Raw genomic sequence first — 21,477 nt, forward strand, 5'->3', positions numbered from 1 at the left:
GCGAGGTCCTGCTGTGCATCAATTGAGTTTGCCGTGGCAATGCTTGAACTTCTTGCCGCTGCCGCAGGGGCAGGGGTCGTTGCGGCCGACGCGCGCAAAGGCGGCGGCACCAACGCTCAGGCCCGAGGTGGCCTGGCGGCGCAGGCTTTCTTCGTCGACCCGCACTTCGACCTCGCCGGTCTCGGTCGGCGCGGTGTAGGTGATGTTGGACAGGTTCTCGCCGCGGCTTCCCAGCTCCTCCGCCGCTTCCTCGAACTGCTCGCCGGTCTGCACGCGCACCGTCATGAGCTGGCGCGTGACCTCGTTCTTCACCGAGTCGAGCAACTGGCCGAAGAGCTCGAAGGCCTCGCGCTTGTATTCCTGCTTGGGCTGCTTCTGCGCGTAGCCGCGCAGGTGGATGCCCTGGCGCAGGTAATCCAGCGAAGCCAGGTGCTCGCGCCAATGCGTGTCGATGCTCTGCAGCAGCACCATGCGCTCGAACTGGGTGAAGTTCTCCTGGCCGATCAGCGCCACCTTGGCGTTGAAGGCTTCGTTGGCCGCGGCGACCACCTTCTCGACGATGTCCTCATCGCCTATGGCACTCGAAGCCTCCACGTCTTTCTGCAGCGGGATGTCGATGCCCCACTCGGCCGCCAGCACCTTCTCGAGGCCGGCGAGGTCCCATTGCTCTTCGACCGATTCGGCCGGCACGTACTGGCGAACCAGGTCGCTGAAGCAGCCTTCGCGCAGCGCCTCGATCTGCGCCGTGAGATCGCCCGCGTCGAGGATGTCGTTGCGCTGCTGGTAGATCACCTTGCGCTGGTCGTTGGAGACGTCGTCGTACTCCAGCAGCTGCTTGCGGATGTCGAAATTGCGCGCCTCGACCTTGCGCTGCGCGCTCTCGATGCTGCGCGTGACGATGCCGGCTTCGATGGCTTCGCCGTCCGGCATCTTGAGGCGGTCCATGATCGCCTTGACGCGGTCGCCCGCGAAGATGCGCATCAGCGGATCGTCCAGGCTCAGGTAGAAGCGCGAAGAGCCCGTGTCGCCCTGCCGGCCCGAGCGGCCGCGCAGCTGGTTGTCGATGCGCCGCGACTCGTGCCGCTCGGTGGCGATGATGCGCAGGCCACCGACCGACTTCACGAACTCGTGGTCCTTGTCCCACTCGGTGCGCAGGCGTGCAATTTCGGCCGCCTTGGCCGAAGGATCGAGCGCCTCGTCGGCCTCCACCGCCTCGATCGCCTTCTCGACGTTGCCGCCGAGCACGATGTCGGTACCGCGACCCGCCATGTTGGTCGCGATCGTGATCATCTTGGTCCGGCCCGCCTGCGCGACGATCTCGGCCTCGCGCGCATGCTGTTTGGCGTTGAGCACCTGGTGCGGCAGGTCGACCTTGGCGAGCAGGCCGTCGATGATTTCGGAGTTCTCGATCGACGAGGTACCGACCAGCACCGGCTGGCCGCGCTCGTAGCACTCGCGGATGTCCTCGATGGCCGCGTCGTACTTCTCGCGCGTGGTCTTGTAGACGCGGTCCAGCTGGTCCTCGCGCCGGCTCGGGCGGTTGGGCGGAATGATCGTGGTCTCCAGACCGTAGATCTCCTGGAACTCGTAGGCCTCGGTGTCGGCCGTGCCCGTCATGCCCGCCAGCTTGGCGTAGAGGCGGAAATAGTTCTGGAAGGTGATCGAGGCGAGCGTCTGGTTTTCGGCCTGGATCTCCACGCCTTCCTTGGCTTCGACGGCCTGGTGCAGGCCGTCGCTCCAGCGCCGGCCGGTCATCAGGCGGCCTGTGAACTCGTCGACGATCACCACTTCGCCCTGCTGCACCACGTAGTGCTGGTCGCGGTGGTAGAGATGCCGCGCACGCAGCGCGGCATTGAGGTGATGCATCAGCGTGATGTTGGCCGGATCGTAGAGCGAAGCGCCCTCGGGCAGCAGCTTGAATTCGGAGAGGATTTGCTCCGCCTTCTCGTGGCCGTCTTCGGTCATGAACACCTGGTGCGTCTTCTCGTCGACCGTGAAGTCGCCCGGCTTCGTGACGCCCTCGCCGGTGCGCGGATCGGCCTCGCCCTCTTGCTTGGTCAAGAGCGGCACGACCTTGTTGATCGCGAGGTACAGCTCGGTATGGTCCTCGGCCTGGCCGCTGATGATGAGCGGCGTGCGCGCCTCGTCGATCAGGATCGAGTCCACCTCGTCGACGATGGCGTAGTTCAGCCCGCGCTGCACCCGGTCCTGCGTCTCGTAGACCATGTTGTCGCGCAGGTAGTCGAAGCCGTACTCGTTGTTGGTGCCGTAGGTGATGTCGCTGCCGTAGGCCTGCTGCTTCTCCTCGCGCGGCATCTGCGGCAGGTTGATGCCGACCGAGAGCCCGAGGAAGTTGTAGAGGCGGCCCATCCAGCGGGCGTCGCGGTTGGCGAGGTAGTCGTTCACCGTCACCACGTGCACGCCCTTGCCGGTCAGCGCATTCAGGTACACCGGCAACGTCGCGGTGAGCGTCTTGCCCTCGCCGGTGCGCATTTCGGAGATCTTGCCGTTGTGAAGCGCCATGCCGCCGAGCAGCTGCACGTCGAAGTGGCGCATCTTCATGACGCGCTTGGAGCCTTCGCGCACCGTCGCAAAAGCCTCGGGCAGCAGGTCGTCCAGCGTCTCGCCGCGCCCCAGCCGGTCCTTGAACTCCTGGGTCTTGGCACGCAGCGCATCGTCGCTGAGCTTCTCGAAGTCGGGTTCGAGCGCATTGATGCGTTCGACCGTCTTGCGATACTGCTTGAGGAGCCGGTCGTTGCGACTGCCGAAAATCTGGGTCAGGAAGTTGGTGGCCATGCGAGCAGGGTCGACAGGAACCCCAACGCATGCGGGCACCGCGACCGAAATTCCTAAGATAGGTGAAAGCAGGTGGGCGCGCCTGGCGCAAAATCAACACGCCAAGGCAAACGGACCCCGCCGGCGCGAACGCCGGCAAACCGGGCATTTTAGCCGCGTTGCCACTCTGAGGCTCCCCCCCTTCTTCCCCGATGAACCGCCGTTTCAATCCCGTCAGTTTGCAGCAGGCCGCACAGGATTCGCCCACCCTGGCCAGCCTCGCCGCGCGCGCGCGCGACGCGAGCGAGCGATTGCAGGCGGTGCAGGAACTGATTCCGCCCGAGCTGCGCCCCGCCGTGCAGGCCGGTCCCGTCGAAGGCGGCACCTGGTGCCTGCTGGTGCAGGGCAGCGCCGCCGCGGCCAAACTGCGCCAGCTGGTGCCTTTGCTTCAGACGCGGCTGAAATCCAGAGGCTGGGACGACGTGACGCTTCGCATCAAGGTGCTCGCGCGCCGCTGAAAGCAAGAGCGTCAGCCGCCGCCACTCGCGCGTGTCGTCGACGCCGTGCTCCAACGGAGCATCGCGCCTCCCATGTCCTGCGTACCCCGGATCCGCCTGCTCAAGCTCGGCCGCTTCGTGCTGCTGTGGTTCGCGCTGTCGCTGGGCGTGGCGGTCGCCTCGCCGATCGTGAATCCGTAGGCGGTGGAGCTGGTCTGTTCCAGTGCCGGCGCCGTCAAGATGGTTGTGCAGACCGACGACGGCGCGCAGGAGCTGGGCATGAGCCACATGGACTGCCCGCTGTGCGTGTTGACCGGCGCGCCGCCACCCGCAGCAGCGGTTGCGCTGCCGAGTCCTCTCCCGCTGGCCCATGCGGTCCAGCCCATTCCGGCCGCACGCATCGCCGCGGCCACCGCCGCGCCGCTGCCCGCGCGCGGGCCGCCAGCGCTCTGAGCCTGCCTTCGAACCGGTAGCGCACCGCGCCCCGCAGGACGGGCGCTGGCGCCCGGACTTCCTTGCTTGCCATGCATCGGCGCTCCACGGCGCCGAAGAGCCCTTCCATGAATTCAATGACCCATGAGGCACCCGCGCGCGCCGGTGCTGCCGACGGCCTCTATCGCGCCGTATGGCGCTGGCACTTCTATGCCGGCCTGCTGGTGCTGCCCTTTCTGATCTGGCTGACCATCACAGGCGGCCTGTACGTCTTCAAGGCAGAGGTCGATGGCTTCTTTCATCGCGAGCTGAAGACCGTGCCGGTCGCCAGGGGGTCCATGCGGCCCCATGGGGAGGTGGTCGCCGCAGCCTTGGCGGCACATCCCGGGCGGCTGCTCAAGTACACGCCCGCAAGCGCAGCGACCGACTCGGCGGAAGTCGGCATCGCGACCGCCCAGGGCGAACAGCTCGCGGTGTTCGTCGACCCTTATCGCGCCGCGGTGCTGGGCGCCTTGCCCGATCGCGCGACGGTGGCCTGGACCATCCGCCGACTCCACAGCCTGAAGTACTTCGGGCCGGTGGCGCGCGGGGCGATCGAGATCGCGGGCGGCTGGGCCATCCTGCTGGTGCTCACCGGCATCTATCTCTGGTGGCCGCGCGGGCGCAGCGGCGGGGTGCTCTCTGTGCGCGGCCGGCCGCGCCAACGCGTGTTCTGGCGCGACCTGCATGCCGTGACGGGCCTGGTGGTCGGCAGCGCGCTGGCCTTTCTGGCCTTCACCGGCATGCCCTGGTCGGTGCTGTGGGGCGCGAAGGTCAACCAGTGGGCCAACGGGCACAACTTCGGCTATCCCGCCGGCGTGCGCGTGCAGGTGCCGATGTCCACGCAGCGGCTCGGCGACCAAGCGCCCACCGCCTGGTCGCTCGAGCAGGCCCGCCTGCCTCGGTCCGCACCGGACGGACATGAGGATCACGCAGGGCATGGCGCGCCGCCGCAGCCGGCTGCGACGGCGGCTTCGCCCCAGGCCATCGGCCTCGACGCTGCCATCGCGATCGTCGAAGGGCTGGGCATCGCCCGCGGCTACACCATCAGCCCGCCGCGCGGGCCCACCGGCATCTACACGGCTTCGGTCTATCCCGACGATCTGTCGCAGCAGCGCGTCATCCACCTCGACCAGTACAGCGGCCGGCGGCTCATCGACATGCGCTATGCCGACTACGGGCCGCTGGGCCGCAGGCTGGAGTGGGGCATCAACGTCCACATGGGCCGGGAGTTCGGCGTGCCCAACAAGGTCGTGCTGGTGGTGGTCTGCCTGGCGATCGTGCTGCTGTGCGTGAGCGCCGGCTTGATGTGGTGGAAGCGCCGGCCGGCCGGTGGCCTGGGCGTACCTCCGATGCCCGCCGACCGCCGCGCGTTGCGCGCCGTCGTGGCATTGCTGGCTGTGGGCGGCGTCGTGTTTCCGCTGGTCGGCGCTTCGCTGCTGATGATGCTGCTGCTCGATGCCTTGCTCGTGCAAGGACACCAGCGTCCTGCGGGCGCTGCCTGAAGCAGCAATGACTTTGCATCTCCGGACACGGCGCGCAGCGCAGCACCTCCGGACTGTCTGGTGGTGCCGCTTGTCGGCATCAAATTTGGGCGTTTTGGCGGTTCTTGCGAAGCCGGACGTCGGGATCGAACATGCCGGGGGATGGCGGAAAGTCAAGCTCTCTTCCCAGCGAGGGCGGCGAAGTTCATTTAAACGGGCTCGACGATAAAGGTGCAACGCCCCCTTCTGCCCCCTTTCTGCCCCCCTTTCCCGTTCCGTGGGCATAGGTCCACAGCCAGGAGAGCGCTGAGCCGGACGGTATTCGATGGACCCACGGCGGCCGACCAGTATCAGCCCTCAAGCTGCGAGCGTCACCGACGAACCGCGTAACGCGTTCGCGTGAACTCCTCCATCTTGGGGTTCTGAAATACCCGTTTTCAGAACTACATCCGCGCAGGGGCACACGCTTAGGGGACGCCCGACTCGAAAACGAGGCGACGCCTCGGCCGCTTTGACGCCGAACCGCCGTGCGTGCGCACCGGCATGCAGGCCGCCCTTCCCTTGCCGGCTGGTGTTACTGCCAGTCCATTCGATGACCACCTGCGTAACTCAGCCCATCGCGATCGTGGACGGCACTTCAGATAAACGTGGTCCGCGCGCATCGTCGACTACTACCACTCACGAAGGACGGCCGGCGCCCCACCCTTCGCTGCGCTCCCAGCATTTCCGCAAGCGAACACATTTCCGTCATCGGATGATGTTCGGTAGCGGGGCTCGGTTCCGGTGCCGGATGCATCCCCGGGCCCCCCGCGGCCGACGCGGATCCCCCCGCGGGCGGCGGCTTTATGGCGCAGGGGCTGGTGGCCCTCTTGGCGTGGGCACTTGATCGGCGAATCCGCAGCCGCCCCAGCCCACGGCCATTGCCTAATTGGGTAAAGTGATACCCAATATACTGTATAACGGGTGCTTAATGAGCTAAGCAGCCTCGACATCAGTCCTCGGTACGGGTAATATGCTGCTCATTAAGCTGGATAGTGAGTTTCTAAATGAACACACAAAGCGCCCCACCTCTCGAAGTCTCTCAGGCCGCACGCACCTTCGGTGAGCGTCTGCGCACTGCTCGCATGCGCCGACGCATGACCCAGGACGAGCTTGCGAGCGCCAGCGGCATCACTCGCAAGACCCTCTACGCGCTCGAGAACGGCTCAACCGCAGCCTCGCTTGGTACCGTGTTGTCGGTGCTATGGAAGCTTGGCCTTCTGGGGACGGCGGCGGGCTTGGCCGATCCCGACCAGGACGAGCACGGCAAAGTGCTTGAGGCGGCTCGACGGCCGACCAGGGTTCGCCACAGCACGGCGAATCTGGACAACGACTTCTGATCCCTTATGGCCACCCCTGACCAGCACTGCTACATCTACATCCAGCTTCCAGGCACCTTCGAGACGGTGCCCTGTGCGTCTTTGCGCGTTCGCGAGGTTGGCTCTGGCTCCTACGAGGGCACCTTTACCTACGGGCGGCGCTACTTGGATCGCAAGGATGTTGTCGCGCTAGACCAATACCACCTTTCGCTCGGCCCACGCCCGCATCGATTTACGAAACTGAAAGGAATTCCTGGCGCCGTGCGAGACGCCAGCCCCGACGCTTGGGGCCGCCGTGTCATACAGGCGAAGCTCCAGCGCAAGGAGGAGGATCTGCAGGAGATGGACTACCTGCTTAATGGTCCGGACGACGGTGGCGGCAACCTGAGCTTCGGCAGGACTATTGAGCCTCCAGCCACTCGCCGTCCGTTCAATCGCACTCACCAGCTCGAGGCTCTCTGCGAGGCCGCGGAGAAGCTAGAGGAGGATGGTCGGCTTCCCCACGAAGTGCTGGAAGAGCTTGAACCAGGCACCAGCATGGGCGGAGCCAGGCCGAAGGTGACTATCGAGGATGGCAAAAAAATCTGGCTGGCCAAGCTCCCCGAGAAAAACGACCCGGTCAACATGCAGCGAATTGAGTTCGCAACCCTCCGCCTTGCCGATGCGGCAGGAATTCGAGTGTGCGGCACGCGACTGGAACCAATCGGCGGAAAGGATGCCCTGATGCTGGAGCGTTTCGACAGGGAGTGGCGAGAAGACAAGGGCGCCTACCTTCGCTACGGGCTTATCTCGGGCTTGACGGTGCTTGACGCAGAAGATGGTTATGCAGGTCGTGCGCGCTGGTCTTACCCTCTGCTCGCCGATGAACTGCGCCGCTGGTCTGTTCGAAGTGAAGACGATCGGCGCGAGCTCTTCAAGCGAATGGTCTTCAATGCAATGGTCACCAACAACGACGATCACCCGCGCAATCACGCGGTGCTTCATCGACCCGGAGGATGGCGGTTATCACCGGCCTACGACATCGTGCCGAAGCCACTGGTGTCTCAGGAACGTCGGGATCTTGCACTGGAGGTTGGGAGATTTGGCCGGGCAGCGAGCCGCTACAACCTGCTGTCGCAATGCGACGTGTTTGGGCTCTCGCCTGCGGAAGCAGAACACGAAATCGACTCCATGCTGAAGGTTGTCAGCGGCTGGCGAGAGTTCTTTGAACGCGCCGGGGTCGACCGCGCTGCGCTTGAATACCTCGAGGGCGCGATGCTGCCGCCGTCGTTCTTTCTGGAGCAGCCGCCTCAGCCAATCTGACGTCCGCAGACGTCCAGGACGTCGACGCTCACCGACCGTCAGCCGCCTGGCGCGTAAGCGGAGAGGCTCCGACTACGGAGCCGCGAGCCGGGCCAGGTGCTGGACGCTCCAGGCGCCGGGGCTGCGGCGCGGGAGCTCTGTTCGCGTTACGGATTCCGCCAAGGGACAGACACCTTCGCAAAATGCGTCCAGGAAAAGGGAAGATCCAAATGCGCACTTGAAGCGGGCTGCGCAACCGCGTGGCCTGACGTGCCGCAGGAACTTCGACGGCAGCGTAAGCTGCGACCCTGACTGAAACACGTCGCTTGTTCAGTTCCGAACATGGCGAAGCCGGTTTCTGCCTACTGCAAAGGGCAACTTCGCCGCTCCACCCGCCTGCCCTACTCTGTCTTCCACAAGGCAGACCCGCGCAGCAGCAGCAGACGTGCTTCGCAATCCTTCGCACGCGACATTCCGCGCCGCCCACATGCAGCAGCCTCTTCGCTTGCATATCGCAGGGCCATGTCCCCAAATGTCTCCGAGCGCCGTGCAGATGTCTTCTTTGATCCGCTGGCCAGCGACAATTATCTTGAGCAATCGTGTCGCGTGCTCGGATTTGCCCTGCCCGCTGGAGAATCGAGTGGAAGTGGTGCCGCTTGTCGGAATCGAACTGACGACCTACCGCTTACAAGGCGGTTGCTCTACCAACTGAGCTAAAGCGGCGTGGGGGTACGGATGGATTTTAGCGGTGCGGCGCCTGCCGCTCGGCCCGCTACTTGATGCGCTTGAGCGAGGGCCGGGCGCCGCCGTTGGTCGGGGGCCTCGGCGGGTCTTCGGGGTCCGAAGGCGTGGCGCCCGCCGTCGTCGTTGCCGCCGCGTCATCCGCGGAAGCCTCGCCGCCGACCAGATGGACGACCTTGCTCGCATCGCCTTCGGTGCCGCGGGACGCGTCTCGCAAGGGCGTGCGCGCCGCGGGCGACGTCGTGGCCGTGCTGTGGTCCTCGATGGCCGGCACTGCGGCGGGTGCGGGCGCCGGAAAAGCCATGCCCTGCCCGTTCTCGCGCGCATAGATCGCGATCACGCGGCCCACCGGCACGCTGATCTCGCGCGCGGTGCCGGCGAAGCGGGCCTTGAACTCGATGAAGTCGTTGCCCAGCTTGAGTGAACTGGTCGCATCGAAGCTGATGTTCAGCACAATCTCGCCGTTCTTCACGTACTCGCGCGGCACCTGCACGGTATCGTCGACCTGCACCGCCACGTAGGGGGTGAAACCGTTGTCGGTGCACCACTCGTACAGGGCCCGTATCAGGTAGGGGCGGGTGGAAGAAGACTCGAGCGCGTTGATCATGAGAAACGAAGCTGCAGGTACTACTTGCGCATCACCTTTTCGGACGGCGTCAGCGCTTCGATGTAGGCCGGGCGCGAGAAGATGCGTTCAGCGTACTTCAGGAGCGGCGCGGCGTTCTTGCTGAGGTCGATGCCATAGTAGTCCAGGCGCCAGAGCAGCGGCGCGATCGCGACGTCGAGCATCGAGAAATTGTCGCCAAGCATGTATTTGTTCTTGAGAAACACGGGCGCGAGCTGCGTGAGCCGGTCGCGGATGTGCGAGCGCGCCTTCTCGATCGCCTTCTCGTTGCCCTTGGCGGTGCGGTTTTCCAGCGTGGAGACGTGCACAAACAGTTCCTTCTCGAAATTGAGCAGGAACAGGCGCACGCGCGCGCGGTCGACCGGGTCGCCGGGCATCAATTGCGGATGCGGGAAGCGCTCGTCGATGTACTCGTTGATGATGTTCGACTCGTACAGGATCAGGTCGCGCTCGACCAGGATCGGCACCTGGCCGTACGGGTTCATCACGCTGATGTCTTCGGGCTTGTTGTAGAGATCGACGTCGCGGATCTCGAAATCCATGCCCTTTTCGAACAGCACGAAGCGGCAGCGATGGGAAAAGGGGCAGGTCGTTCCTGAATACAAAACCATCATGGCGAAAGACTCCTAAAAATTAAAAAGAGTGGGCATGCCGGGCGGCAACCCACTCCACAAGGACGCGCGCCCGGCGAAGCCGGACCGCGTTCTCAGCTTCGTTACTTCACGTCTTTCCAGTACGAGGCGTTCAAGCGCCATACGAAGACCAACGCCATGACGAGAAACAGCAGCACCCAGACGCCGACGCGGATGCGGGTGTTCTGCGCGGGTTCGGCCATCCATTGAAGGTAGCTCACGAGGTCGCCGATCGCCTGGTCGTACTGCAGCGGCGTCATCGTCCCGGGCGCGACCTGCTCCCAGCCCTTGAATACCTCGGCGGCGTGGCCGTGCGATTCGATCTTGTCGAACACCGGCCGGCGGTCACCCTGCAGCTCCCACATCACGTGCGGCATGCCGACACTCGGGAACACGAGATTGTTCCAGCCGGTCGCCTTGGTGTCGTCGCGGTAGAAGGTGCGCAGGTAGGTGTAGAGGTAGTCGGCCCCCGTGCCGCCGTGGCCGGCGCGCGAACGGGCGACCAGCGTGAGGTCGGGCGGAATGCCGCCGAACCATTCCTTGGCCTGGCGCGGATCGAGGTTGGCCTTCATCGTCTCGCCGACCTTGTCGGTCGTGAACAGGAGGTTGTCCTTGATCTGCTGCTCGGTGATGCCGATGTCCTGCAGCCGGTTGTAGCGCATGAACGCCGCCGAATGGCAGTTGAGGCAGTAGTTGACGAACAGCTTGGCGCCGTTCTGCAGCGCGGCCAGGTCGTTGGTCTTGTTCGGTGCCTTGTCCCAGGCGATGCCGCCCTCGGCGGCATGTGCACCGGCCACGAAGCCGAGCGCTGCAATCAACGTGAGGATCAGTTTCTTCATTCTTGTGTGCTCCCGGTCAGTGCGCGCTGAAGGTCACGCGCTCGGGGACCGGCTTGAATTCGCCGAGGCGGCTCCACCACGGCATCAGGAGGAAGAAACCGAAATAGAAGAGCGTTCCGACCTGCGACACGCGCTCGCCGATCGGCGACGGCGGCTGCACGCCGAGGTAGGCGAGGATCACGAAGTTGACGACGAACACGCCGTACACGAACCAGTGCCAGCCCGGACGGTAGCGGATCGACTTGACCGGGCTGTTGTCCAGCCAGGGCAGGAAGAACAGGATGATGACGGCGCCGCCCATCACGAGAACGCCCCAGAACTTGGCGTCGACGCGCAGCATCATCACCGCGACGATGACCGCCGCGATCACGATCGCGCCCTTGATCAAGGCGATGACGCGCGCCTTCCAGACGCCGAAGACGGCGCCGGCCACGACGCAGGCGATCAGCACATACATCATCTCGCTGGTGATCGCGCGCAGCATCGAATAGTAGGGCGTGAAGTACCAGACCGGTGCGATGTGGTTCGGCGTCTTCAGCGAATCGGCCGGGATGAAGTTGTTGTACTCGAGGAAGTAGCCGCCGGCTTCGGGCGCGAAGAAGATCACGGCCGAGAAGATCGTGAGGAACACCACCACGCCGAAGATGTCGTGCACCGTGTAGTACGGATGCGACGGAATGCCGTCCAGCGGATGGCCGTCGGCGTCGAGCTTGGCCTTGATCTCGATGCCGTCGGGGTTGTTCGAACCCACTTCGTGCAGCGCGATCAGGTGGGCGACCACCAGGCCCAGCAGCACCAGCGGCACCGCGATCACGTGGAAGCTGAAGAAGCGGTTGAGGGTGGCGTCGCTCACCACGTAGTCGCCGCGGATCAGGAGCGCGAGATCAGGGCCGACGAAGGGGATCGCCGCGAACAGGTTCACGATCACCTGCGCGCCCCAGTAGCTCATCTGGCCCCAGGGCAGCAGGTAGCCCATGAAGGCTTCGGCCATCAGGCACAGGAAGATCGCGCAGCCGAAGATCCAGATCAGCTCGCGCGGCTTGCGGTAGCTGCCGTAGATGAGGCCGCGGAACATGTGCAGGTACACCACGATGAAGAAGGCCGAGGCGCCCGTCGAGTGCATGTAGCGGATCAGCCAGCCCCAGGGCACGTCGCGCATGATGTACTCGACCGACGCGAAGGCCTGCGCTGCGTCGGGCTTGTAGTGCATCGTCAGGAAGATGCCGGTCACGATCTGGATCACGAGCACCAGCATCGCGAGCGAGCCGAAGATGTACCAGATGTTGAAGTTTTTCGGCGCGTAGTACTTGCCCCACTGGTCGTTCCAGAGCTTGGTCAGCGGGAAGCGGTTGTCGACCCAGTTGAGCAGCTTCTCGCCGGTGGGGGCATTGGGCGAGATTTCCTTGAATTCAGCCATGTTCTTGTTCCTCTCAGGCCTTCTTGTCTTCGCCGATCAGCAGGCGCGTGTCGGAGAGGTACATGTGCGGCGGTACCGGGAGGTTGTCGGGCGCGGGCTTGTTCTTGAAGACGCGACCGGCCAGGTCGAAGGTCGAGCCGTGGCAGGGGCAGAGGAAGCCGCCTTCCCAGTTGTCGGGCAGCGAGGGCTGCGGACCGGCCTGCAGCTTGTCGATCGGCGAGCAGCCGAGATGGGTGCAGATGCCGACGACCACCAGCACTTCGGGCTTGATCGAGCGGCCTTCGTTGCGCGCGTATTCCGGGGTGAACTCGTCAGGGTTGCGTTTGGATTGCGGATCGGCGAGCTGGCCGTCGAGCTTGGGCAGTTCGGCGATCTGGGCCGGTGTGCGCTTGAGGATCCATACCGGCTTGCCGCGCCATTCGACGGTAAGCTTCTCGCCGGGCTGCAAGCCACCGATATCGACCTCGACCGGCGCACCGGCCGCCTTGGCTTTCTCCGAGGGCTGGAAAGTGCTCACGAACGGGATGGCGGTTGCCACGCCTCCCACTGCGCCGGCACAGCCGGATGCGATCAACCACGTCCGCTTGCTGCTGTCGATCCGTTGTTGGCCGACGGGGATGTCACTCATGGGGGTCCTCAAATCTTCTTCGCTGGGGGCTTGGAGTCAACCGGCGATTGTAGCGGAGCGTCACAAGCGAATTCAACGCGAGCGAAGGCCCCGCATGCAGGGCAACGCGGCCTCTATACTGCCGCGGTCCAACAACAAAGACGCGAGGTAAGCGACATGAGCGTTCTGAAGGAATTTCGCGAGTTCGCGGTCAAGGGCAACGTGATCGACCTCGCGGTCGGCGTGATCATCGGCGCGGCCTTCGGCAAGATCGTCGACTCGCTGGTCGCAGACGTCATCATGCCGCTGGTCGGCATCGTGTTCGGCAAGCTCGACTTCTCGAACCTCTACATCGTGCTGGGCACCGCGCCGGCCGGCGTGGCCAGCAACCTGGCCGAGCTCAAGAAGGCCGGCGTGCCGGTGCTGGCGTATGGCAACTTCATCACCATCGCGGTCAACTTCGTGATCCTGGCCTTCATCATCTTCATGATGGTCAAGCAGATCAACAAGCTGCGCAAAACGCAGGAAGCAGCACCCGCTGAAGCCGCGCCGCCGGAGGACATCGCGCTCCTGCGCGAGATCCGCGACAGCCTCAAGCGCTCCTGAACGCCAGCGCGCGCGCCATCCGGATCGCCTCGATCAGGCTGGAGGCATCGGCCATGCCCTGGCCCGCGATGTCGAACGCCGTGCCGTGATCGGGACTGGTGCGCACCAGCGGCAGGCCCAGCGTCACGTTCACCCCCTTCTCCACGCCCAGGTACTTGACCGGGATCAGGCCCTGGTCGTGGTACATCGCGATCACCACGTCGAACTCGCCCGCCCCTTGGCGCTTTGCGCGGGCGCGCATGAAGACGGTGTCTGGCGCATGGGGTCCGTCGGCATCGATGCCTTCGGCGCGCGCGGCCGCGATGGCCGGCGCGATGATCTCGCGCTCTTCCGAGCCGAACAGGCCGCCCTCCCCCGCATGCGGGTTGAGCCCCGCGACGCCGATCTTCGGCGCGCGCCCCAGCACCGCCGCCAGTGCGCGGTGCGCGATGCGCAGCGTCTGCAGCACGCTGTCGACCGTCACCGCCTCGATCGCATCGCGCAGCGACATGTGGATGCTCACGAGCACCGTGCGCAGCTCGTCGTTGGCCAACATCATGCGCACCGGCAGCTCGGCCGGCGACCGGCCCAGATGGGCCGCGGCTTCGGCCTGCAGCAGTTCGGTGTGGCCGGGAAAGGCGAAGCCGGCCGCTGCCAGCGCCTCCTTGTGCAGCGGCGCGGTGACGATGGCCGCGAGTTCGCCGCGCAGCGCGGCGCGCGCCGCCCACAGCACACAGTCGCCGGCGATGCGGCCGGCGGCGGCGCTGATCTCGCCGAGCGCGATGGGCGACGGCGGCGGGCTCGCAGCCTGCAACACGGGGATGCAGCGCGGCGGCATCGCGGCCAGGTCTGCCGGCGCATCGATCAGCGCCACGGGCAGCGCCGGGCTGCCCGGCGCTGCGAGCGCCTGCGCTGCGCGGCGCACGGTGTCCACGTCGCCTGCGACGAAGCAGCCCTGCGTGATGCCGGGCGCATCGCGAAAAGACTTGACGATGATCTCGGGCCCGATGCCCGCGGGATCGCCGAGCGTGATCGCGATCGGGGCGGTGTCGCGCTTCACGCCGGGTTGTCGATGTCGATGAACTGGTGCGCCAGGCCCAGCTGCGCGGCCACGTGCGCCGCCACCGCGGGTGCGCCGTAGCGCTCGGTGGCATGGTGGCCGCAGGCGAGGAAGGCGACGCCCATTTCTCTCGCGTAGTGCGCCTGCGGCTCCGAGATCTCGCCGGTGATGAAGGCATCGGCGCCGGCCGCGATGGCCGCCTCGAAATAGCCCTGCGCGCCGCCCGTGCACCAGGCGATGTTGCGGATCGGGCGATGCGCCGTGTCGAGCAGGACGACCGGCTTGCCGAGCGCCTTCTCGACGTGGGCGGCCAGCGCCTTCGCGCTCGCGAAGCTCTCGCCGTTGTCGCGCGCGCCCAGGAAGCCGATCTCCTGCTCGCCGAAGCGCCCGGTCGAACCGGCGTGCGCGACCAGGCCCAGCTTGAGACCGAGCTGCGCGTTGTTGCCGAGCTCCGGATGCGCATCGAGCGGCAGGTGATAGGCGAACAGGCTCACGTCGTCCCCGAGCAGCAGGCTGAGCCGCTGCTTCATCCAGCCGGTCACGCGGCCGTCCTGGCCACGCCAGAACAGGCCATGGTGCACGAAGATCGCATCGGCCTCGGCGTGGATCGCGGCCTCGATCAGCGCGCGGCTCGCGGTGACGCCCGAGACGATCTTGCGCACCGTGGTGCGGCCTTCGACCTGCAAGCCGTTGGGGCCGTAGTCCTTGAAACGCTCGGGCGCGAGCAGGAGATCGAACGCATGCAGCAGCTCGTGGCGGGTCGTACTCATCGCGCCATTGTGGACCCGAGCGGCGCCGGCCGTCTCGCACAGCTGCGCCCGGAGAGCCCGGTCAAGGTCGCAGGCCTCAGGGTTTTCACCATATAGACGGAAACAGTCCGATTCACTCAGGCGCGAGTCTGCGGAACGAGGCAGCAGATCCATTGAGGGACAATGCAGTCTTCGGCGCCAGCCGCGCTGCCCCCCCCACTTCAACGTCCTTCTTTTCTTGTTTTTCATGAAACGCACCTGGCTGCTGTTCGCCCAGACCGTGACCGTCATGCTCGCGGCCTATTTCGTCGTCGCGACGCTCAAGCCCGAGTGGGTCGGCCAGCGCACCACCTCGCTCGGCGGCGTGGTCTCGGTGATCGAGGCGCCAGCCGCCAATCCGACGGCGATCGCGCCCGGGAGCCTGAGCGCCGCCGCCAAGAAGGCCTCGCCGGCGGTGGTCAGCATCAACACCAGCAAGGCGGCGCGGCGCAGTCCGCGCAGCGACGACCCGTGGTTCCGCTTCTTCTTCGGCGACCAGGGCGTCGACCAGCCCCAGGTCGGCCTGGGCAGCGGCGTCATCGTCAGCACGGACGGCTACATCCTCACCAACAACCATGTGGTGGAGGGGGCGGACGAAATCGACGTCACGCTCAACGACAGCCGTCACGCGCGCGGCAAGGTGATCGGCACCGACCCCGACACCGACCTCGCCGTGCTCAAGATCGAGCTCGACAAGCTGCCGGTGGTCGTGCTGGGCAACTCCGACAACCTGCAGGTCGGCGACCAGGTGCTTGCCATCGGCAATCCCTTCGGCGTCGGCCAGACCGTCACCAGCGGCATCGTCTCGGCGCTGGGGCGCAACCAGCTCGGCATCAACACCTTCGAGAACTTCATCCAGACCGATGCGGCCATCAATCCCGGCAATTCGGGCGGTGCGCTGGTCGACGTCAACGGCAACCTCGAAGGGATCAACACCGCGATCTACTCGCGCTCCGGCGGCAGTCTGGGCATCGGCTTCGCGATTCCGGTTTCGACCGCCAAGCAGGTGCTGGAAGACATCGTCAAGGAAGGCAAGGTCACGCGCGGCTGGATCGGCGTGGAACCCAACAACCTCTCGCCCGAACTGGCGGAGACCTTCGGCATCAAGGCGAACAAGGGGGTCATCATCACGGGCGTGCTGCAGAACGGCCCGGCCGCCCAGGCCGGCATCCGCCCCGGCGACGTGATCACCGGCGTCGGCGACCAGAGCATCGACAACGTGCAGGAACTGCTGACCGCGGTGGCGGGGCTCAAGCCCGGCAATGCGGCGCGATTTGCGCTTCAGCGCGGCAGGGACAAGATGGAACTCAACGTCACGCCGGGCCCGCGGCCGCGGAGCCCGATCCGCCGCGCCCCGGGCGAGCCCGAATAGGCGGCGAGCTGCTGCTGTCGCGCCGCCCGCTCAGGGCTGCGCGGAATCGGCGCTCTCGTTTTCCTCGGGCGCCTTGCTGTGTTTCACGAAGTAGCGCGCGGCCACGATGCCGACTTCGTAGAGCAGGCACATCGGTATCGCCAGCGCGAGCTGCGAGACCACGTCGGGCGGCGTGAGCACCGCCGCCACGACGAAGGCCAGCACGATGAAATAGCCGCGGAAGCTCTTCAGCTTCTCGATCGTGACCATCTCGAAGCGCACCAGCAGCATCACGACGATCGGCACCTGGAAGGCGACGCCGAAGGCGAGATAGAGCGACAGGATCGCCTCGACGTAGGACGCGATGTCGGGCGTCGCCGCCACCGCTTCGGGCGTGAACTTCTGGATGAAGCCGAACATCTTGTCGAGCACGAAAAACTGCACGAAGGCGATGCCCGCGTAGGCCAGGAAGCTGCCGAAGATGATGAGCGGCAGCGCGAACTTCTTCTCGTGGCTGTAGAGGCCGGGCGCCACGAACATCCAGCACTGGTACATGAGCCAGGGCAGGGTCAGCAGCACGGCGGCCATCATCAGCGCCTTCAGCGGCACGAAGAAAGGCGAGAACACGCCGACCGCGATCAGCTTGGCATCGGGAGGCATGTGGGCGCGGATCGGCACCGCGATCAGGTCGATCAGCCCGCTCGGGCCGGGCCAGATCGCCAGCAGGATGCCCGCCACCGCGAGGCCGTAGACGCAATAGAGCAGGCGGTCGCGCAGCTCCATCAGGTGCTGAACGAAAGGCTGCTCGGTGCCGGCCAGTTCGTCTTCTTTGTTCTTGTCGGGGGAATCGGCCATGTGGGAGCGCTGCGGGCGGGCGTCCGGCATGCGCTGCGCGCGGCCGGATCGGCGTTGCGGCTAGTTGATTTTGTGGGGACGGTAGCGGGCCACGCGCGCTGCGCCCGAAAGCGCCCGGGTGCGAACGCCGTTGCGCGCCTTGTACCACTGCGGCGTAGCGCCCTGCTTCAGGCGCCAGTTCTTGCCGGGATGCTTGTACTCGGGGTAGGACGGTGTGGGCTCGGCCAGTTCCGACAGGGTCTGGCCGCTTTCGGAGAACTGCTTCTCGAACTCGCTCGCGCCGGTCTGGATGCTGTGCTCGACGTCGCGGGCGGCTTCCTGCACCGTGTCCTTCATCTTGCGCAGTTCGTCCAGGTCCATCGACCGGTTGACCTCGGCCTTGACGTCGTTCACATAGCGCTGCGCCTTGCCCAGCAGGGTGCCGACGGTGCGTGCCACGCGCGGCAGCTTCTCAGGGCCGATGACGATCAGCGCCACCGCGCCAATCAGCGCGATTTTCGAGATGCCGAGGTCGATCACGGACGGATGCGTCTCAAGACTTTTGACGCGCTTCGACGTCGATCGTCGACTTGTCAGCGGCGGTGGTGTTGCCGGTCACCTGCGGATTCGGGGCGGCGGGCGATTCGGCGGTTGCCGAACCGTCCTTCATGCCGTCCTTGAAGCCCTTGACGGCGCCGCCGAGGTCGGAGCCCATGTTGCGGAGCTTCTTGGTGCCGAAGATCATCACGACGACGAGCAGCACGATCAGCCAGTGCCAGATGGAAAGTGAACCCATGGATTACTCCTGAAGAATGTGTTTGATTTTAGTCGGCGCAGATGTCACAACCCGCGGCAATGGCGAATATCAACCCTTGAGCCAGGGCCGGGGGCCACCCATGACGTGGACATGGAGATGGTGGACCTCCTGCCCGCCCTCGGCACCGGTGTTGACGACGATGCGGAAGCCGCCCCGCGGATAGGGCCGGCAGCCCTGCTCGATGGCCAGCCTGGGCGCCAGCGTCATGATTTTTCCCAGGAGCGCCGCGTCGTCCGGCGTGACCTGCGCCATCGACGGGATGTGGCGCTTGGGCACCAGCATGAAATGCACGGGCGCCCAGGGCGCGATGTCGTGGAAGCCGAAAAGATCGTCGTCCTCGTACATCTTTCGCGAGGGAATCTTGCCCTCGATGATCTTGCAGAAGATGCAGTTCGGATCAGAGGACATTCGCAGGCTCCATCGGTCGTCCGGCATTCATGCGCACCATCCCCTTGACGATGCGATAGAGGAACCAGAGGGAAATCAGCGCCCAGGCGATCCAGCCCGGCAGGAGCAGCAGCAGCCAGAGCCAGGAGGTCAGCAGGTACAACACGCCGGCCCACAGCACCGAGCGGATGCGCCAGCTGAAATGCGTCGCCTGCCAGGTGCCGGCGGCATCGTCGCGCTTGACCAGATCGATCACCAGCGCGATCAGGAGCAGCGCGATGGAAGCCTGCGCGCCGGGCAACACGGCGCCGACGGCCACCACCAGATGCAGGATGTAACTGATCCAGCCCCAGGTCTTGAGCGAGCTGTCGGGCTCCACGGTCACGATGTCGTTGGGCATGGCGTCCTCTCAGTCGTTGGAAGCTTCGCGATCCTGCGCCTTGCGCAGGGCCTTTTCCTCGATGCCGCTCAAGCCTTCGCGACGCTCGAGCTCGGCCACCACGTCGCGCGGCGAAAAGCCGTAGTGGGCCAGCGCCACCATGCTGTGGAACCAGAGATCGGCCACTTCGTTCACTATTTTCGTGCGCTCGCCGCCATGGTCGGCGTCCTTCGCGGCCATCACCACCTCGGTCGCTTCCTCGCCGATCTTCTTGAGAAAGGCGTCGGGGCCGCGGTGCAGCAAGCGTGCCACGTAGCTCTTCTCGGGGTCGCCGCCGCGCGCGGGCAGCCGGCTTTCGATCACGGCGGCCAGTCGCGCGAGCGCGTCTTCGGCATTGCGTTCGGGGGCGTCGGCGCTCATCTTGGGGACGATGTGTAGATCGATTCGGGGTCTTTCAAGACCGGCTCGGTCACGGTCCACTGGCCGTTCTCGTACTTGCTGAAAAAGCAGCTGTGGCGCCCGGTATGGCAGGCGATGCCGGGCTCGTGGCCGAGCTGGGTGACCTGGAGCAGCACCACGTCGTTGTCGCAGTCGAGCCGGATCTCGTGCACGGTCTGCACGTGGCCCGATTCCTCGCCCTTGAACCAGAGCTTGCCGCGCGAGCGGCTGAAATACACAGCGCGGCCCAGCTCGGCCGTCCTGGCCAGCGCCTCGCGGTTCATCCAGGCGAACATCAGCACGTCCTTGCTGCCCTGTTCCTGCGCGATCACGGGCACCAGGCCGTTCGCATCCCACTTCACTTCGTCGAGCCAGTTCATCGGGGTATTGTCGGTCACAGGCGCACAGGAATGCCGCGCGCCGCCATGCAGGCCTTGGCCTCGCCGACGGTGTATTCGCCGTAGTGGAAGATGCTGGCCGCCAGCACGGCATCGGCGCCGCCGGCCTGGATGCCGTCGGCCAGGTGCTCGAGATTGCCGACACCGCCGGAGGCGATCACCGGCACGCTGACCGCATCGCTGACAGCTCGCGTGAGCTCGAGGTCGAAGCCGCTCTTGGTGCCATCCCGGTCCATGCTGGTCAAGAGAATCTCGCCGGCGCCGCGGCGCGCCATTTCGACAGCCCATCGCACCGCGTCGAGCCCCGTGTTCTTGCGGCCGCCATGGCTGTAGACGTCCCAGCCGGGCCCGCGCAAGGCCGCATCCTCGGCCGAGCGCCGCTTGGCGTCGATCGCGACCACGATGCACTGGGCACCGTACTTGCGCGACGCGTCGTCGATCACCTGCGGGTTCGCGATGGCGGCCGAGTTGAAGCTGGTCTTGTCGGCGCCCGCGTTGAGCAGGCGGCGCACGTCCTCGACGGTGCGCACGCCGCCGCCGACGGTCAGCGGAATGAAGACCTGCGAGGCCACCGCCTCGATGATCGGCAGGATCAGGTCGCGGCCGTCGCTGGTGGCCGTGATGTCGAGAAAGGTCAGCTCGTCGGCGCCCTGCGCGTTGTAGCGCGCCGCGATCTCGACCGGATCGCCGGCATCGCGCAGCTCGACGAAGTTGACGCCTTTGACGACGCGGCCGCCGGTGACGTCGAGACAGGGAATGATGCGTTTGGCGAGCATGGCGGGTTCAGGGTTTGCGGGATTCAAAGGATGGTGAGCTGCTGCCAGCCCTGCCATGCGGCACCCGGCGCGAGCAGCACGGGCTCGTCGATGCGCGCCGCCTCGACGCAGAGCATGTGGCGCCAGCCGTCGTCGGGCAGGTCGGCCAGCTGGGCGCTCAGCGCCGGGCCGGGGTTCCACACCACCGTTTCGGTGCAGCTCGCGCTTTGCGCGATCTCGAGCGTGCCGGAAGGCTGTACCAGCCGCAGCGGCCGCGCGGGCGCCGTGTAGACGCTGTCGAATTCGGTGCCGAAGCGCAGCGCGGGCGCCAGGTCGACATGCCGGTCGTCGCGCACCGCGTCCCAGCGATTGGCGCCCTGCAGCCCTTCCAGCGAGGCGGCGGCAATGTCGTCCACGCGCAGGTAGCTGTGCAGCGCGGCCGCAAAGGACCAGGGCCCGCGGCCGGTGTTGTCGATCGACAGCGCGATGCGCAGCGAATGCGGCGCCAGCGTCACAGCCAGCCGTGCGTGAAAGGCGTGCGGCCAGATGGCGCGGGTGGCCTCGTTGTCATGCAGCGAGAGAACGAGCGTGTCCCCCTTGCCGCCGGCGGTGGGCGCCTCGGCCTGCCATGCGAGGTTGCGCACGAAACCGTGCTTGGGCAGCGGCCCGCGCTGGTTGAACTGCGGCCAGCAGATCGGCACGCCGCCGCGGATCGCGCTCTGGCCGTCGAAGCGCGCCTCGGGGCTCAGGTAGAGACGCTCGACGCCGTCGGCCGTGGTCCACGACAGCAGGTGGGCGCCGTGCCTCGCCACGGTGCAGGCGCTGCCCCCCGGCAGGGCGAGGTGCAGTGCAGGCTGGCCGCGGAAGACGATCTCTTTGAAGGACATGACCCGATTCTAGGTTTGGCCCGTGTCACCCCAGGCCGCAACGGCATGGCCGCAGGCCGAATTCGCATTGC

23 protein-coding genes, 1 tRNA gene and 1 pseudogene are annotated in these 21,477 nt (G+C 65.9%); 7 read left to right on the forward strand and 18 right to left on the reverse strand.

Annotated elements, in window-relative coordinates:
• Positions 1 to 18: 18 nt before the first annotated feature.
• Positions 19 to 2,796: a preprotein translocase subunit SecA gene (secA, locus tag ACSQ86_RS22745; RefSeq protein ID WP_436305165.1), complete on the reverse strand. Its 2,778-nt coding sequence runs from the start codon at positions 2,794 to 2,796 to the stop codon at positions 19 to 21.
• A 191-nt stretch (positions 2,797 to 2,987) separates the two neighbouring features.
• On the opposite strand from secA, the gene ACSQ86_RS22750 reads away from it, so the two are divergent.
• The 5 genes and pseudogenes from ACSQ86_RS22750 (at position 2,988) to ACSQ86_RS22770 (ending at position 7,887) form a co-directional block, all read left to right on the forward strand.
• Positions 2,988 to 3,293 carry a DciA family protein gene (locus ACSQ86_RS22750; protein ID WP_436305166.1) on the forward strand — a complete coding sequence of 102 codons (306 nt, stop codon included), beginning with the start codon at positions 2,988 to 2,990 and terminating at the stop codon, positions 3,291 to 3,293.
• A 72-nt stretch (positions 3,294 to 3,365) separates the two neighbouring features.
• A pseudogene (locus ACSQ86_RS22755) lies at positions 3,366 to 3,725 on the forward strand (DUF2946 family protein).
• A 107-nt stretch (positions 3,726 to 3,832) separates the two neighbouring features.
• Positions 3,833 to 5,248 (forward strand): PepSY-associated TM helix domain-containing protein, encoded by a 1,416-nt coding sequence (locus ACSQ86_RS22760; protein WP_436305168.1) that lies wholly within the window; start codon positions 3,833 to 3,835, stop codon positions 5,246 to 5,248.
• Between the two features lie 1,025 nt (positions 5,249 to 6,273).
• Positions 6,274 to 6,606: a helix-turn-helix domain-containing protein gene (locus ACSQ86_RS22765; protein WP_436309629.1), complete on the forward strand. Its 333-nt coding sequence runs from the start codon at positions 6,274 to 6,276 to the stop codon at positions 6,604 to 6,606.
• A 6-nt stretch (positions 6,607 to 6,612) separates the two neighbouring features.
• Positions 6,613 to 7,887 (forward strand): type II toxin-antitoxin system HipA family toxin, encoded by a 1,275-nt coding sequence (locus tag ACSQ86_RS22770; RefSeq protein ID WP_436309630.1) that lies wholly within the window; start codon positions 6,613 to 6,615, stop codon positions 7,885 to 7,887.
• 626 nt (positions 7,888 to 8,513) lie between these two features.
• Here the strand turns inward: ACSQ86_RS22770 and ACSQ86_RS22775 are convergent.
• The 6 genes from ACSQ86_RS22775 to petA form a co-directional block, all read right to left on the reverse strand.
• Positions 8,514 to 8,589: transfer RNA gene (locus ACSQ86_RS22775), tRNA-Thr, on the reverse strand.
• Between the two features lie 49 nt (positions 8,590 to 8,638).
• Complete coding sequence (locus ACSQ86_RS22780) at positions 8,639 to 9,214, reverse strand: ClpXP protease specificity-enhancing factor (RefSeq protein ID WP_436305171.1); 576 nt, start codon at positions 9,212 to 9,214, stop codon at positions 8,639 to 8,641.
• Positions 9,215 to 9,234: 20 nt separating this feature from the next.
• Positions 9,235 to 9,846, reverse strand: a complete 612-nt coding sequence (locus ACSQ86_RS22785) for a glutathione S-transferase N-terminal domain-containing protein (protein WP_093105691.1) — start codon at positions 9,844 to 9,846, stop codon at positions 9,235 to 9,237.
• Positions 9,847 to 9,947: 101 nt separating this feature from the next.
• Positions 9,948 to 10,703, reverse strand: a complete 756-nt coding sequence (locus ACSQ86_RS22790; protein WP_093105689.1) for a cytochrome c1 — start codon at positions 10,701 to 10,703, stop codon at positions 9,948 to 9,950.
• 16 nt (positions 10,704 to 10,719) lie between these two features.
• Positions 10,720 to 12,120, reverse strand: a complete 1,401-nt coding sequence (locus tag ACSQ86_RS22795) for a cytochrome b (RefSeq protein ID WP_436305172.1) — start codon at positions 12,118 to 12,120, stop codon at positions 10,720 to 10,722.
• A gap of 13 nt (positions 12,121 to 12,133) precedes the next feature.
• The gene (gene petA, locus ACSQ86_RS22800; protein WP_436309631.1) at positions 12,134 to 12,748 is read right to left on the reverse strand and encodes a ubiquinol-cytochrome c reductase iron-sulfur subunit; all 615 of its coding nucleotides are present in this window, start codon (positions 12,746 to 12,748) and stop codon (positions 12,134 to 12,136) included.
• A gap of 156 nt (positions 12,749 to 12,904) precedes the next feature.
• Between petA and mscL the strand changes: the two genes are divergently transcribed.
• A complete protein-coding gene (gene mscL / locus ACSQ86_RS22805; RefSeq protein WP_436305174.1) occupies positions 12,905 to 13,333 on the forward strand; it encodes a large conductance mechanosensitive channel protein MscL in 429 nt (142 codons plus the stop codon).
• On the opposite strand, the gene pdxA is transcribed toward mscL, so the two are convergent.
• Together pdxA and ACSQ86_RS22815 are read right to left on the reverse strand one after the other, a co-directional pair.
• Positions 13,320 to 14,372, reverse strand: coding sequence for a 4-hydroxythreonine-4-phosphate dehydrogenase PdxA (gene pdxA / locus ACSQ86_RS22810; RefSeq protein WP_436305175.1), 1,053 nt, complete (start codon positions 14,370 to 14,372; stop codon positions 13,320 to 13,322). The genes mscL and pdxA overlap by 14 nt on opposite strands.
• On the reverse strand, positions 14,369 to 15,142 hold the full coding sequence (locus ACSQ86_RS22815) for a Nif3-like dinuclear metal center hexameric protein (protein ID WP_436293304.1): 774 nt from the start codon (positions 15,140 to 15,142) through the stop codon (positions 14,369 to 14,371). Before ACSQ86_RS22815 ends, pdxA begins: the two co-directional genes overlap by 4 nt.
• A gap of 226 nt (positions 15,143 to 15,368) precedes the next feature.
• Between ACSQ86_RS22815 and ACSQ86_RS22820 the strand changes: the two genes are divergently transcribed.
• Positions 15,369 to 16,532, forward strand: coding sequence for a S1C family serine protease (locus ACSQ86_RS22820; protein ID WP_436309632.1), 1,164 nt, complete (start codon positions 15,369 to 15,371; stop codon positions 16,530 to 16,532).
• 30 nt (positions 16,533 to 16,562) lie between these two features.
• Here ACSQ86_RS22820 and tatC read toward each other — a convergent pair whose 3' ends face one another.
• The 9 genes from tatC to ACSQ86_RS22865 form a co-directional block, all read right to left on the reverse strand.
• The gene (tatC, locus tag ACSQ86_RS22825) at positions 16,563 to 17,366 is read right to left on the reverse strand and encodes a twin-arginine translocase subunit TatC (protein ID WP_093106151.1); all 804 of its coding nucleotides are present in this window, start codon (positions 17,364 to 17,366) and stop codon (positions 16,563 to 16,565) included.
• 60 nt (positions 17,367 to 17,426) lie between these two features.
• Positions 17,427 to 17,885, reverse strand: coding sequence for a Sec-independent protein translocase protein TatB (gene tatB / locus ACSQ86_RS22830; protein ID WP_093105673.1), 459 nt, complete (start codon positions 17,883 to 17,885; stop codon positions 17,427 to 17,429).
• Positions 17,886 to 17,898: 13 nt separating this feature from the next.
• On the reverse strand, positions 17,899 to 18,141 hold the full coding sequence (tatA, locus tag ACSQ86_RS22835; RefSeq protein ID WP_436305176.1) for a Sec-independent protein translocase subunit TatA: 243 nt from the start codon (positions 18,139 to 18,141) through the stop codon (positions 17,899 to 17,901).
• A 69-nt stretch (positions 18,142 to 18,210) separates the two neighbouring features.
• Complete coding sequence (locus tag ACSQ86_RS22840) at positions 18,211 to 18,570, reverse strand: histidine triad nucleotide-binding protein (protein WP_093105668.1); 360 nt, start codon at positions 18,568 to 18,570, stop codon at positions 18,211 to 18,213.
• A complete protein-coding gene (locus ACSQ86_RS22845; RefSeq protein ID WP_093105665.1) occupies positions 18,560 to 18,949 on the reverse strand; it encodes a DUF4870 family protein in 390 nt (129 codons plus the stop codon). Before ACSQ86_RS22845 ends, ACSQ86_RS22840 begins: the two co-directional genes overlap by 11 nt.
• A 9-nt stretch (positions 18,950 to 18,958) precedes the next feature.
• Entirely contained in the window at positions 18,959 to 19,348 is a 390-nt protein-coding gene (locus tag ACSQ86_RS22850) for a phosphoribosyl-ATP diphosphatase (protein ID WP_436305177.1), read from the reverse strand.
• The gene (hisI, locus tag ACSQ86_RS22855; protein ID WP_436305178.1) at positions 19,345 to 19,746 is read right to left on the reverse strand and encodes a phosphoribosyl-AMP cyclohydrolase; all 402 of its coding nucleotides are present in this window, start codon (positions 19,744 to 19,746) and stop codon (positions 19,345 to 19,347) included. The genes ACSQ86_RS22850 and hisI overlap by 4 nt, the downstream gene beginning before the upstream one ends.
• A gap of 14 nt (positions 19,747 to 19,760) precedes the next feature.
• Positions 19,761 to 20,540: an imidazole glycerol phosphate synthase subunit HisF gene (gene hisF, locus ACSQ86_RS22860; RefSeq protein ID WP_093105660.1), complete on the reverse strand. Its 780-nt coding sequence runs from the start codon at positions 20,538 to 20,540 to the stop codon at positions 19,761 to 19,763.
• A 23-nt stretch (positions 20,541 to 20,563) separates the two neighbouring features.
• Complete coding sequence (locus ACSQ86_RS22865) at positions 20,564 to 21,406, reverse strand: D-hexose-6-phosphate mutarotase (RefSeq protein WP_436296441.1); 843 nt, start codon at positions 21,404 to 21,406, stop codon at positions 20,564 to 20,566.
• Positions 21,407 to 21,477: the final 71 nt, after the last annotated feature.

It is taken from the genome of Variovorax sp. LjRoot130 (assembly GCF_964253755.1).
In the GTDB taxonomy this organism is placed as follows: domain Bacteria; phylum Pseudomonadota; class Gammaproteobacteria; order Burkholderiales; family Burkholderiaceae_C; genus Variovorax.